This is a genomic window from Novosphingobium anseongense (assembly GCF_037482895.1).
Classification (GTDB): Bacteria; Pseudomonadota; Alphaproteobacteria; order Sphingomonadales; family Sphingomonadaceae; genus Novosphingobium; species Novosphingobium anseongense.
In genome coordinates this window covers 1,164,554-1,177,349 of the sequence record NZ_JBBHJZ010000001.1, presented here as the reverse complement: position 1 = coordinate 1,177,349, position 12,796 = coordinate 1,164,554, and the positions used below count along the sequence as shown (strand labels likewise).

Annotated in this window: 10 protein-coding genes; 6 read left to right on the top strand and 4 right to left on the bottom strand. The window is 65.9% G+C overall.

Annotated features, from left to right (window positions below):
• Positions 1–89: 89 nt before the first annotated feature.
• From era to lepB, 3 genes are read right to left on the bottom strand one after another with little or no spacing between them, the layout of a single operon-like run.
• A complete protein-coding gene (era, locus tag WG901_RS05670; protein ID WP_339586030.1) occupies positions 90–998 on the bottom strand; it encodes a GTPase Era in 909 nt (302 codons plus the stop codon).
• 28 nt (positions 999–1,026) lie between these two features.
• Positions 1,027–1,695 (bottom strand): ribonuclease III, encoded by a 669-nt coding sequence (rnc, locus tag WG901_RS05665; protein WP_339586029.1) that lies wholly within the window; start codon positions 1,693–1,695, stop codon positions 1,027–1,029.
• A 4-nt stretch (positions 1,696–1,699) separates the two neighbouring features.
• Positions 1,700–2,566, bottom strand: coding sequence for a signal peptidase I (gene lepB / locus WG901_RS05660; RefSeq protein WP_339586028.1), 867 nt, complete (start codon positions 2,564–2,566; stop codon positions 1,700–1,702).
• 161 nt (positions 2,567–2,727) lie between these two features.
• On the opposite strand from lepB, the gene pgi reads away from it, so the two are divergent.
• The gene (gene pgi, locus WG901_RS05655; protein ID WP_339586027.1) at positions 2,728–4,248 is read left to right on the top strand and encodes a glucose-6-phosphate isomerase; all 1,521 of its coding nucleotides are present in this window, start codon (positions 2,728–2,730) and stop codon (positions 4,246–4,248) included.
• Positions 4,249–4,497: 249 nt separating this feature from the next.
• The gene (gorA, locus tag WG901_RS05650; RefSeq protein WP_339586026.1) at positions 4,498–5,844 is read left to right on the top strand and encodes a glutathione-disulfide reductase; all 1,347 of its coding nucleotides are present in this window, start codon (positions 4,498–4,500) and stop codon (positions 5,842–5,844) included.
• A gap of 172 nt (positions 5,845–6,016) precedes the next feature.
• Here the strand turns inward: gorA and WG901_RS05645 are convergent, their stop codons facing one another.
• On the bottom strand, positions 6,017–7,126 hold the full coding sequence (locus tag WG901_RS05645; RefSeq protein ID WP_339586025.1) for an acyltransferase family protein: 1,110 nt from the start codon (positions 7,124–7,126) through the stop codon (positions 6,017–6,019).
• A gap of 258 nt (positions 7,127–7,384) precedes the next feature.
• On the opposite strand from WG901_RS05645, the gene WG901_RS05640 reads away from it, so the two are divergent.
• Genes WG901_RS05640 through scpA form a run of 4 tightly spaced genes read left to right on the top strand, consistent with a single transcriptional unit; the run spans position 7,385 to position 12,796 of the window.
• Complete coding sequence (locus tag WG901_RS05640) at positions 7,385–8,914, top strand: acyl-CoA carboxylase subunit beta (protein ID WP_339586024.1); 1,530 nt, start codon at positions 7,385–7,387, stop codon at positions 8,912–8,914.
• 45 nt (positions 8,915–8,959) lie between these two features.
• Complete coding sequence (bktB, locus tag WG901_RS05635) at positions 8,960–10,141, top strand: beta-ketothiolase BktB (protein WP_339586023.1); 1,182 nt, start codon at positions 8,960–8,962, stop codon at positions 10,139–10,141.
• 5 nt (positions 10,142–10,146) lie between these two features.
• Positions 10,147–10,584, top strand: a complete 438-nt coding sequence (mce, locus tag WG901_RS05630) for a methylmalonyl-CoA epimerase (RefSeq protein ID WP_339586022.1) — start codon at positions 10,147–10,149, stop codon at positions 10,582–10,584.
• A gap of 52 nt (positions 10,585–10,636) precedes the next feature.
• Entirely contained in the window at positions 10,637–12,796 is a 2,160-nt protein-coding gene (gene scpA / locus WG901_RS05625; RefSeq protein ID WP_339586021.1) for a methylmalonyl-CoA mutase, read from the top strand.

The window sequence follows — 12,796 nt, the reverse complement described above, 5'->3', positions numbered from 1 at the left end:
AGGGGTGTCAGCCTCTCCGAGACGGGGACACCCCTCCGTCATCGGCTTCGCCGATGCCACCTCCCCTTGCAGGGGAGGATCGTTTCTAGTTACCGCACCCAGTCGAGCCCGATTTCCTCGAACAAGTCGCGGCTGTCGGCCCAGCCTTCCTCGACCTTCACATGGAGGAACAGATGGACCTTGGTTTCGAGCAGTTCCGACAGCTCCTTGCGTGCGGTCTCGCCGATCGCCTTGATCATCGCGCCGTTCTTGCCGAGCACGATCGCCTTCTGGCTGTCGCGCGCGACGACGATCTGCTGGTGGATCTCGATCGAGCCATCCTTGCGGTGCGTGTAGCTCTCGGGCCGGATCGCGGAGTCGTAGGGCAGTTCGTCGTGGAGCTTGCGATAGATCTGCTCACGGGTGATCTCGGCGGCGAGCAGGCGCTCGCTGGCGTCGGAGACCTGGTCCTCGGGATAGTGCCAGGGGCTTTCGGGCATCAGCTCGGCGAGCCGGGTCTTGAGCTCGGCGACGCCGTCGCCGGTCAGCGCAGAGACGAAGAACACCTCGTCGAAAGCGACCGTGCCGTCCTCGCCGGGCCCGGCCAGTTCCTCAGCCATCACCAGCAGCGGTTCCTTGACGCAGGAATCGACCTTGTTGAGCACGAGGATCTTGCGCTCGCGCCGGCCCTTAAGCGATTCGAGGATGGGCTCGAGATCGTCACGACGCTTCTTGCGCGCATCGACCACGAGCAGGATCGCATCGGCCTCCTGCGCGCCTTCCCAGGCCGCGGCGACCATCGCCCGGTCGAGCCGGCGCTTGGGCGCGAAGATGCCGGGTGTGTCGGCGAGGATGATCTGCACCCGATCCTGTAGCGCAATGCCCATCAGGCGTGCGCGCGTGGTCTGCGCCTTGGCCGAAACGATAGCGACCTTTTGGCCGACCAGCGCGTTCACGAGCGTCGACTTGCCCGCATTGGGGGCGCCGATAACGGCAACGAGGCCGCATTTGTCTGTCATTTGCATTCGTCCTGAGCTTGTCGGGAAATTACCCGAACCTCTTCAAGAATTCTTCGGCCGCCAGCGTCTCGGCTTCCTGTTTGCTCGATCCGGTCGCCTGGATCTCGCCGACGCTCTTGATGCTCACCGCCACGGTGAAGCGCGCGGCGTGATCTGGCCCCGAGCGTTCGACCAGCTTGTATTCGGGCATCTTGCGACGGTTGCCCGCGGCCCATTCCTGGAGCGCCGACTTCGGGTGCTTGCGCTGCCCGGTCTGGCCCGTGACCGCGCCGCTCCACAGTCGGCGAACGATATCGCGCGTGGCGTCGAAGCCCCGTTCGAGGAAGCTCGCGCCGAGCAGGGCTTCCATCACGTCGCCGAGGATGTTGTCGCTGTCGTAGCCGCCGTCCTCGCGCGCCTGCTTGCCAAGCTGCATGTGCTTGCCGAGACCGATCTCGCGAGCGATCTCGGCGCAGGTGGTGCGGCTGACTAGCGCGTTGAGGCGTTGCGACAGCTTACCCTCGTCGCCCGTGCCGAGTTCGTGCAGCCAATCGGCTATGGCCAGGCCGAGCACGCGGTCGCCGAGGAACTCGAGCCTTTCGTAATTGCGCGGATGGCCGGTGCTGCCATGGGTCAGGGCTTCAAGCCACAGCCCCTCGTCCTGGAGCGGTTGCCCGGCGAAGTCCGTCAGGAACGCTCGGGTGTCGGTTTCGAGCATGGCGCTAGAACGTGCCGCCGATCCGGTCCCAGCGCGCGGCGGTGAACCAGGTCCAGGGCTTGATCCATTCGGACGAACCGTCGGTCGAGAACATCACGATCGTCGCCCGGCCGACCAGGTTGTCCTGCGGGACGATGCCGATGCCCTGCTTGGGAAAGGCGGGAAAGCGGCTGTCGAGCGAGTTGTCGCGGTTGTCGCCCATGAGGAACAGCGACTTCTCGGGTACGACGAAGACCGGGGTGTTGTCCTGCGCGGTGCGTTCGAGATCGAGCACGTTGTAGCTCTTGCCGTTGGGCAGCGTTTCCTTGAACTGCGGGTAGGAGCAGATTCGCGTGCCGTCGGGCCGCGTCGCCTCGTAGCGGTTGGCGCGCTCGAAGATCGGCGCGTAGCAATGGGTGTTGGGCGATACCGCGATCTGGAAATCGGGCTGGCGCTCCTTGGGCACGGCCTTGCCGTTGATGTGGAGCTGGCCGTCGATCATCTGGATCTGGTCGCCGGGCAGGCCGATCACGCGCTTGATGTAATCGTCGCTGTTGGTCGGCGGCGCCTTGAATATGACCACGTCGCCGCGCTCGGGCTGGCTGGCGAAGAAGCGGCCCGGGATCAGCGGCAGGCTGAAGGGCAGCGAATAGCTGGAGATGCCGTAGGGCCACTTGGCCGCGAGCAGATAGTCGCCGTTCTGCAGCCGCGGCAGCATCGATTCGCTCGGGATGTTGAACGGCGCGAAGATGAAGCTGCGGAAGACCACGACGATCAGCACCAGCTTGGCCAGGAAGAGGAAGAAGTTCTCCTCCTTTTTCGCCGGCTTGGCGGACTTGGCGTCTTCGGGGGCCGGGTGCTTTGCCTGTTGGGCGGGAGCGGTTTCGGTCATTACGCCATCCATGTTGATCGTCGGGCCTTACGTCAAGCGCGCCGCCCTGTCGCGTGTGGATGTAACTGGGACGCATCGCGCGGGCCGCGGAGCGCCGCGCGCATTGTCTTCGCAGTTGCAGCGGGACTAAGCTTGGCGCGTCAAAGATGAAGGATTTCGGCATGAGCGAATCGGTCAAGGCGGCGTGGGATGAATTGCGGGCGCTGCCGAGCCCACGGCTGGAGGCTCTGTTCGCGCAGGACACCGGGCGTCTCGACCGGCTGGCGAGCAAGCTCGAACTGCCCGGCGGGGCGATCCTGTTCGACTGGTCGAAGACTCATCTCGACGAGGCCAGGCTGGCGGCCTTCACCGGGCTGGCGGAAGCGACAGGTTTCGCCGCGCGGCGCGACGCGCTGCTGTCGGGAGAGGCGGTCAACACGACCGAGGGCCGGGCGGCCGAGCACACGGCGCAGCGCGGCGTGGGCGACGAGCAGGCCGTCGACGAGGCGGCGATGTTCCATGCGCGCATGCACGGGCTGATCGAAGCCGTGCACCAGGGCGCGCTGGGCGAGATCAAGCACCTGATCCACATCGGCATCGGCGGCTCGGCGCTGGGGCCGGCGCTGGTGGTTGATGCCCTGGCGCGCGATGGCGCGATGGTCGACGTCCACATCGTCTCGAATATCGATGGCTGCGCGCTCGAGGGGGCCTTCGAGGCCTGCGATCCGGCGACCACGCTGATCGCGGTCGCCTCGAAAACCTTCACCACCACCGAGACGATGACCAATGCCAGCAGCGCGCTGGCCTGGCTGCGCGAGAACAGTGTCGACGATCCCTATGGCCGCGTCGTGGCGCTGACCGCCAATCCCGACGCGGCGGTCGAATGGGGCGTCGACGAGACGCGGATCCTGCCTTTCGCCGAGTCGGTCGGCGGGCGCTATTCGCTGTGGTCGTCGATCGGTTTTCCCATTGCGCTCGCGCTCGGCTGGCCGGATTTCGCCGAGTTCCTCGACGGCGCCGCGGCAATGGACGCGCATTTCCGCGATGCCGACGGCGCGGACAACCTGCCGCTGCGCGCGGCCTTCGCCGACCAGTATTACACGCGGATCCGCGGCTGCCAGACGCGCGGCGTCTTCGCCTATGACGAGCGGCTGCGCCTGCTGCCCGACTATCTCCAGCAGCTCGAGATGGAATCGAACGGCAAGTCGGTGACGCTCGACGGTGCGCCGGTGGACGGCCCGACCGCGCCGATCACCTGGGGCGGGGTGGGCACCGATGCGCAGCACGCCGTGTTCCAGCTGCTCCACCAGGGCACGAACCTCGTGCCGGTGGACTTCATCGCGTCGATCGCGCCCGGCGACGCGCTCGATCCCGCGCATCACCGGATCCTGCTGTCGAACTGCTTCGCGCAGGGCGCCGCGCTGATGGCCGGGCGCGCCAACGCCGACGACGGCGCGCGTGCCTATCCGGGCGACCGGCCTTCGTCGACGATCCTGCTCGACGATCTCAATCCCGCCACCCTCGGCGCGCTGATCGCCTTCCACGAGCATCGCACCTTCGCCAATGCCGTGCTGATGGAGATCAATCCCTTCGACCAGTTCGGCGTCGAGTTGGGCAAGGAAATCGCCAAGCAGATCGAGAAGGGCGGCGCCCAGTTCGACGCCTCGACAGAGGCGCTGCTCGCCGCTGCGGGGATAGCCTGATGGGCAGCGGTCGAGGCCCCGGTCCATGCGCAGACCGGAGCCTCGACCGCAGAATCGCGGCGCGCTGCTCGCCGCGAATTATGGTTAACAAATAACTCAACTTTCGCCGTAGACAATCCCCTGGCGATAGAGCGCGCGGCAGAAACGCCCGAATGAGCGGAGCTGCCGCGGACGATTGCGGTCATGCGCAAAAGCGATTGGCAAGAGTGCGTGCCACCGCCCATATGCGCTCCGCAACAGGAGCGTTTCATGGCACAGTACGACTACGACCTTTTCGTCATCGGCGCGGGTTCGGGCGGGGTGCGTGCCAGCCGGATTGCGGCTTCGCACGGCGCCAAGGTCGCGGTCGCCGAGGAGCACCGGATCGGCGGCACCTGCGTGATCCGCGGCTGCGTGCCGAAGAAGCTCCTGGTCTACGGTTCGCACTTCGCCGAGGAACTGCAGGACGCCTCGCATTATGGCTGGTCGGTCGAGGGCATGAAGTTCGACTGGTCGGTGCTGCGCGACGCGGTTCTGCGCGACGTCACGCGCATCGAGACGGCCTACACGGCGACGCTCGACAACAACAAGGTCGACCATTTTCTCGAGCGTGCCACGATTACCGGGCCGCATGGCGTAAAGCTCGCCAGCGGGCGTGAGATCACCGCCAAGTACATCCTGATCGCCACCGGTGCCTGGCCGGTCATGCCCGAGTTCGACGGCGTCGAGCACTGCATCACCTCGAACGAGGTGTTCCACCTCGAAAAGTTCCCCGAGCGCGTTGTCATCCAGGGCGCGGGCTACATCGCCATGGAATTCGCCGGCATCTTCAACGCGCTGGGTGCGCACGTCACCGTGATCAACCGCAGCGAGACCTTGCTGCGTGGTTACGACCAGGCGCTGCGCGACCGGTTGCTGCAGATCACCATGGCGCGCGGCATCGAATACAAGTTCAATTGCCCGCTGACCAAGGTCGAGAAGACCGCGGATGGCGGCCTGCTGGCGACGCCGGGCAAGCTCGAACCGCTCAAGGCCGACGTCGTCCTGATTGCCACGGGTCGCAAGCCCAAGACCGACGGGCTGGGCCTCGAGAGCGCGGGCATCGAACTCGGCCCCAGGGGCGAGATTCCGGTCGACGACTACAGCAAGACCGCCTGCGACAGCATCTATGCGGTCGGCGACGTGACAGACCGCATCCAGCTGACCCCGATCGCGATCCGCGAAGGCCACGCCTTTGCCGACAGCGTGTTCGGCGGCAACAAGCGCAACACGGTCTACGACTGTGTGCCGAGCGCGGTCTTCTCGCAGCCGCCGCTCGCCGCGGTCGGCCTGACCGAGGGTGAGGCGCGCAACAAGTACGGCAACATCAAGGTCTATTCCGCCGATTTCCGCCCGATGAAGAACGTCTTCGCCAGCCGCCAGGAGCGCGGGCTCTACAAGATGGTCGTCGATGCCAATTCGGAGAAGATCCTGGGTATCCACATGATCGGGCCGGAATCGCCGGAGATCCTCCAGGCCGCAGCCATTGCCGTGCGCGCCGGGCTGACCAAAGCGGACTTCGACGCCACCGTCGCGCTGCACCCCTCGATGGCCGAGGAACTCGTGCTGATGCGCTGAGGGGAGCAACGCCTAAACCTGTCTCGTCACCCTGAACTTGTTTCAGGGCCTATCTCTCCTTCGGCATCGGAGTTCGCTGGAAAGGGCGGCGGCCTCGCTTCACTCCTGCGAGCTTCGAGTTTGCGGCTCCATGGGTGCTGAAACAAGTTCAGCATGACGAATAGGGAGGCGTTCAGGCTGCTGTGGCGGCGTTCTCTTTCCCTCTCCGCCCGAAGCCGCGCTCCAGCAGGGCGCGGAAACGCGGCGTGTGGTGTTCGGTCAGCGTGGCGAAAAGCGCGCTGGCAACGAGGATTACCGCCAGCACGAGCCCGAAGCCGAGCGTACCGTTCTCGGGCTCGCGCAGCACGCGCAGCAGCTTGAGCAGCGGCCAATGGAGCAGGTATAGCGAGAACGACATGTTCGCCGCATAGCGCACCGCCGGCGCGATCCGCACGAGCACTGTGCCGCGGTCGAGCGTCAGCCTGCGCAAGCCGGCGAAGCCGAGCGCCAGCGCCAGGCCGAGCAGGAAATCGGTGATCGCCAGCATCGAAAAGCCCATGCGCCACGGCACGAAGCCCGCGATCACGTGGTAGAGCGGGCGCGAGATCATGGGCATGGCAAAGAGCGCGGCCACGGCCAGGATGACGAAGGCAATGCCCAGCCAGAACGGCACCCGCCGCGCGATCGGCATCCGGGCCAGCGCGACGCCGATAAGCCAGACGGGAAACAGCAGTAGCACGTTGGGTCCGGCGATGGCGCCCAGCGCCGCCAGCCAGAACAGCCGCTGCCAGCCGCCGACGAAAGTCGCGATCGCGAACAGCGCGTAGAACCAGACTTCGTAGCAGAGCGACCAATAGGGCGGATTGGGCGCGAAGGCGGTCTGATAGGACTCGCTGAGGAACAGCAGCGCGTACAGCCACTCGCTGGCGGGGACGCCGACCGCATCCTCGCCGAAGATCGCCGTGGGTAGGATCAAGGCATCGAGCACCATGACCGCGAGCGATATCGCCAGGGCGGGAAGCGCCACGGGCAGGATACGCGCGGCACGGGCCACGGCATAGCTTGCCAGCGTCTGCGGCCGCGGCGAAGCCTTGGCGCGATCGACCGAGGCGGCGATGACCAGGCCCGAAAGCACGAAGAACACGATCACTGCATTGTGCTGGAACTGGGTCGAGAACGGATAGTAGCCGTCGTAGTGGCCGAGCTGCACGGCATGGCCGATCAGCACCACCAGCGCGGCGAGCGCGCGCACGAGGTCGAGTACGACGGACAGAGGTTGCGTTATGAAGGGAGCGTCGCGCATCGGACTCGCACAGTTGGGACAGACGAGGACTGGGGTCGTTGTCCCAACCGCTTCGGATGGGCGGCGCCCATAACGGAAAAGACGAAGATTGCCACGGGGCTTTCACGCAGGGCTCACTTGTCTCTGGCCGAGCGATCTTTTGCCCGCGATTGCCGCGCAGTTTTCACACGATCGTTTTAATCGCGCGGTTAAACCCTATTGACGCTGAGCGCCCCGCGCGCCTAGGCGCAAGTCCGCTTTCAGGAGGATTCTGCCCGCATGTCAGCCAATATTGCCGAAATGGAGCGTCGCCGGGCGGCGGCGAAGATGGGCGGCGGCCAGCGCCGCATCGACGCCCAGCACGCCAAGGGCAAGCTTACCGCGCGCGAGCGTCTCGACATCCTGCTCGACGAGGGCAGCTTCGAAGAGGTCGATGGCTACGTCGAGCACAACTGCGTCGACTTCGGCATGCACGAAGGCGAGAAGATCCCCGGTGACGGCGTCGTCACCGGCTCGGGCACGATCAATGGCCGCCTCGTCTACGTGTTCAGCCAGGATTTCACGGTCTTCGGCGGCGCCGTTTCCGAACGCCACGCGATGAAGATCTGCAAGATCATGGACGCGGCGATGAAGGTCGGCGCACCCGTGATCGGCCTCAACGATTCTGGCGGCGCGCGTATCCAGGAGGGCGTCGCGGCGCTCGCCGGCTATGCCGAGATCTTCCAGCGCAACGTCAACGCCTCGGGCGTTGTGCCGCAGATCAGCGTCATCATGGGCCCCTGCGCGGGCGGCGCGGTCTATTCGCCGGCGATCACCGACTTCATCTTCATGGTGAAGGACAGCTCGTTCATGTTCGTCACCGGTCCCGACGTGGTCAAGACCGTGACCAACGAGGTCGTCACGCAGGAGGAACTGGGCGGTGCGATCACGCACACGACCAAGACCTCGGTCGCCGACCTCGCGCTCGAGAACGACATCGAGGCGCTGCTCGCCACGCGCGAGATGTTCGACTACCTGCCGCTCAACAACCGCGAGGAAGTGCCCGAGCGTCCGTCGGCCGATCCGTGGGATCGCCTCGAGGACAGCCTGGACACGATCATCCCGGCGTCGGCGACGCAGCCTTACGACATGCACGAAGTGATCAAGAAGACGGTCGACGAGGGCGACTTCTTCGAGATCCAGCCGGGCTATGCCGCGAACATCATCTGCGGTTTCGGCCGCGTCGAGGGCCGTACCGTCGGCATCGTCGCCAACCAGCCGATGGTCCTGGCGGGCGTGCTCGACATCAACTCGTCGAAGAAGTCGGCGCGTTTCGTGCGCTTCTGCGACGCGTTCAACATTCCGATCGTCACCCTGGTCGACGTGCCCGGCTTCCTGCCCGGCACCAGCCAGGAGCACAACGGCATCATCAAGCACGGCGCCAAGCTGCTGTTCGCCTATGCCGAAGCGACCGTGCCCAAGATCACGATCATCACCCGCAAGGCCTATGGCGGCGCCTACGACGTCATGGCATCGAAGCACCTGCGCGGCGATCTCAACTATGCCTGGCCCACCGCCGAGATCGCGGTCATGGGCGCCAAGGGCGCGGTCGAGATCATCTTCCGCGGCCAGGACGCCGATGGCATCGCCGCCAAGACCAAGGAATACGAAGACCGCTTCGCCAATCCCTTCGTCGCCGCGGCCAAGGGTTTCATCGACGAGGTGATCTACCCACATTCCACCCGTCGGCGCATCGCGCTCGGGCTTCGCAAGCTGCGCAATAAGCAGCTCGAGAATCCGTGGAAGAAGCACGACAACATTCCGCTCTGATTTTTGGCCGCCCCGGCATGCGGGGCCGCTTTGAGGAACAGGTCTATGGAAGACATCTACATCGTCTCTGGCGTCCGCACCGCGGTTGGTGACTTCGGCGGCTCGCTGAAGGGCTTCAAGCCATCGGAGCTCGGCGCCAAGGTCGCCAGCGAAGCGCTGAGCCGCGCTGGCGTCAGCGGCGGCGACGTCGAACACGTCGTGTTCGGCCAGGTCGGCAACACCTCTGCGCGCGACGCCTTCCTGGCGCGCGTGATCGCGCTGCAGGCCGGCGTGCCCGAAGCGGTCCCGGCCTTCACGCTCAACCGCCTCTGCGGTTCGGGCGTCCAGGCGATCGTCTCGGCCGCGCAGATGATGAAGCTGGGCGAAGCCGCGATCACGATCGCCGGCGGTGCCGAGTCGATGACCAACACCCCGTTCCACGACCATTCGACCCGCTTCGGCCAGAAGATGGGCAATGTCGTGCTCGAAGACGCGCTGACGGTCGGCCTGTCCGATCCGATCGGCGACTATCACATGGGTATCACCGCCGAGAACGTGGCCGAGCGCCACTGCATCACGCGTGAGGATGCCGATGCGCTGGCCGTCACCAGCCACCAGCGCGCCGCGCGCGCCCAGGCCGAGGGTCGCTTCAAGGAACAGATCCTCCCGATCGAGATCAAGACGCGCAAGGGCGTCGTCGTGTTCGACACCGACGAGCACGTGAAGGGCGACACCAACCTTGAGACGCTCGGCGGGATGCGCCCGGCGTTCAAGAAGGACGGCCTGATCACCGCGGCCAACGCCTCTGGTATCAACGATGGTGCGGCTGCGGTCGTGCTCGCCACGGGCGCTGCGGTCGATGCCAAAGGTCTCAAGCCGCTCGCGCGGATCGTCGCCTGGGGCCATGCCGGCGTCGAGCCCGCCTATATGGGCGAGGGCCCGATCAAGGCCGTGCCGATCGCGCTCAAGCGCGCCGGCCTGACGCTCGACCAGATCGACGTCATCGAGAGCAACGAGGCTTTCGCCGCGCAGGCTGCTGCGGTGGCCCAGGTGCTCGGCTTCGACCCCGAGAAGGTCAATCCGAACGGTTCGGGCGTCAGCCTCGGCCATCCGGTCGGTGCGACGGGCTGCATCATGACAGTCAAGGCGATCTACGAGCTCAAGCGGACTGGCGGCAAGTACGGCCTGATCACGATGTGCATCGGCGGCGGCCAGGGCATCGCCATGGTCATCGAGAACGTGGAGTAACGCCCGTGAAGCTCGGCCGCCTCAACCACATCGGCGTCGCGACGCCCGATCTCGACGCCTCGATCGCCTTCTACCGCGACGTCATGGGCGCGACCGACGTGACCGAGCCTTTCGTGCTCGAAAGCCAGCAGGTTCGCGTCTGTTTCGTCAATACGCCGGGCGAGAACGGTACCGCGGGCACGCAGATCGAACTGCTCCAGCCGACCGCCGCCGACAGCGCCGTGGGCAAGTGGCTCGAGAAGAACCCGCTCGGGGGCCAGCACCACATCTGCTACGAAGTGCCCGACATTCTCGAAGCCAAGGCCTGGTTCGAGAAGCTGGGCAAGCGCGTGCTCGGCGAGCCGCGCGTGGGCGCGCACGGGACGCTCATCTTCTTCGTCCACCCGAAGGACATGGGCGGCCAGCTGACCGAGATCATGGAGACGCCCAAGGGCGCGCACTGATCGCTTGGGGCGATAGCCCGATCAGAATGACGACAACGCGAGAGTTAGAGCGATGACCGACAAACCGACGATCGAAGCCTGGGAAGCCGCGAAGGCGAAAGAGGTCAAGGGCAAGGACCTGACCTGGAACACGCCCGAAGGCATCGCGGTCAAGCCGCTCTACACGGCCGAGGACGTCACGGTCGATCCGGGCCTGCCGGGCTTTGCGCCGTTCACGCGCGGCGTGCGCGCCTCGATGTATGCGGGCCGTCCCTGGACGATCCGCCAGTACGCGGGCTTCTCGACCGCCGAGGAATCGAACGCGTTCTATCGCCGCAACTTGGCGGCGGGTCAGAAGGGCCTGTCGGTCGCCTTCGACCTCGCGACGCACCGCGGCTATGACTCGGATCACCCGCGCGTCGTCGGCGACGTCGGCAAGGCTGGCGTGGCGATCGACTCGGTCGAGGACATGAAGATCCTGTTCGACGGCATCCCGCTCGATCAGATGTCGGTCTCGATGACGATGAATGGCGCGGTGATCCCGATCCTCGCCTTCTTCATCGTCGCGGGTGAAGAGCAGGGCGTCGAGCGCAAGCTGCTCGACGGGACCATCCAGAACGACATCCTCAAGGAGTTCATGGTCCGCAACACCTACATCTACCCGCCCGAGCCGAGCATGCGGATCATCTCGGACATCTTTGGCTACACCAGCCGCGAGATGCCCAAGTTCAACTCGATCTCGATCTCCGGCTACCACATGCAGGAAGCCGGCGCGACGCAGGTCCAGGAACTGGCCTTCACGATCGCCGATGGCGCCGAGTACGTGAAATACGGCGTCGCCTCGGGCCTCGACATCGACAAGTTCGCCGGCCGCCTGTCGTTCTTCTTCGCCATCGGCATGAACTTCTTCATGGAAGTGGCCAAGCTGCGCGCCGCGCGCGTGCTGTGGCACCGCGTGATGACGAACCTCGGCGCCAAGGACGAGCGCTCGAAGATGCTGCGCACCCACTGCCAGACCTCGGGCGTGTCGCTGCAGGAGCAGGATCCCTACAACAACGTGATCCGCACGACGATCGAGGCGATGGCCTCGATGCTCGGCGGCACGCAGTCGCTGCACACCAATGCGCTCGACGAGGCGATCGCGCTGCCGACCGACTTCTCGGCGCGCATCGCCCGCAACACCCAGATCATCATCCAGGAAGAGACCGGCATGTGCAACGTCGTCGATCCGCTGGGTGGGTCCTACTACATCGAGAGCCTGACGCAGCAGCTGGTCGACCAGGCCTGGGAGATCATCGAGCGCGTCGAGTCTGAGGGCGGCATGGCCAAGGCCGTCGCCGCCGGCTGGCCCAAGGCGATGATCGAGACCGCCGCCGCCGCCCGCCAGGCGCGCGTCGACCGCGGCGATGACGTCATCGTCGGCGTCAACAAGTACCGCCTCGCCACCGAGGACCTGCTTGAGACGCTCGAGGTCGACAATGCCAAGGTCCGCGAGGGCCAGATCGCCCGCATCAACAAGATGAAGGCCGAGCGCGACGAGGCCAAGTGCCAGGCCGCGCTCGACGCGCTGCGCAAGGCCGCTGCGGGCGAACAGTCGATCGAGAATAACCTGCTCGCCGCCGCGGTCGAGTGCGCGCGCGAACGCGCCACGCTCGGCGAGATCTCCTCGGCGATGGAGGACAGCTTCAAGCGCTACGGCACTCAGCCGACCCCGGTGAAGGGCGTCTATGCCGCGCCTTACGCGGGCGACAGCCGCTGGCAGCAGGTGCTCGACGGCGTCGAGGCCGTCACCCGCCGCCTCGGCCGCAAGCCCAAGCTGCTCGTCGCCAAGATGGGCCAGGACGGCCACGACCGCGGCGCCAACGTCATCGCTTCGGCCTTTGGCGACATGGGCTTCGACATCGTTTCGGGTCCGCTGTTCCAGACCCCCGAGGAAACCGTGGTCCTGGCGCTCGACAACGAGGTCGACGTCGTCGGCGCCTCGAGCCTCGCGGCCGGCCACAAGACGCTGATCCCCGAACTGATCCAGCTGCTGCGCGCCCAGGGCCGCAGCGACATCAAGGTCATCGCCGGCGGCGTCATCCCGCCGCAGGACTACGACTACCTGCGCAACGCCGGCGTCCAGGGCATCTACGGCCCCGGCTCCAACGTGGTCGAATGCGCGGCCGACGTGCTGCGCCTGCTCGGCCACAACATGCCGCCGCTGGGCGGCGAGCTGGAAGCGGCCGAATAA

What these genes read in the sequence shown, in the direction of transcription:
- era (WP_339586030.1), bottom strand. Translation starts at nt 998, where the DNA reads ATGACAGACAAATGCGGCCTCGTTGCCGTTATCGGCGCCCCCAATGCG.
- rnc (WP_339586029.1), bottom strand. Translation starts at nt 1,695, where the DNA reads ATGCTCGAAACCGACACCCGAGCGTTCCTGACGGACTTCGCCGGGCAA.
- lepB (WP_339586028.1), bottom strand. Translation starts at nt 2,566, where the DNA reads ATGACCGAAACCGCTCCCGCCCAACAGGCAAAGCACCCGGCCCCCGAA.
- pgi (WP_339586027.1), top strand. Translation starts at nt 2,728, where the DNA reads ATGAGCGAATCGGTCAAGGCGGCGTGGGATGAATTGCGGGCGCTGCCG.
- gorA (WP_339586026.1), top strand. Translation starts at nt 4,498, where the DNA reads ATGGCACAGTACGACTACGACCTTTTCGTCATCGGCGCGGGTTCGGGC.
- WG901_RS05645 (WP_339586025.1), bottom strand. Translation starts at nt 7,126, where the DNA reads ATGCGCGACGCTCCCTTCATAACGCAACCTCTGTCCGTCGTACTCGAC.
- WG901_RS05640 (WP_339586024.1), top strand. Translation starts at nt 7,385, where the DNA reads ATGTCAGCCAATATTGCCGAAATGGAGCGTCGCCGGGCGGCGGCGAAG.
- bktB (WP_339586023.1), top strand. Translation starts at nt 8,960, where the DNA reads ATGGAAGACATCTACATCGTCTCTGGCGTCCGCACCGCGGTTGGTGAC.
- scpA (WP_339586021.1), top strand. Translation starts at nt 10,637, where the DNA reads ATGACCGACAAACCGACGATCGAAGCCTGGGAAGCCGCGAAGGCGAAA.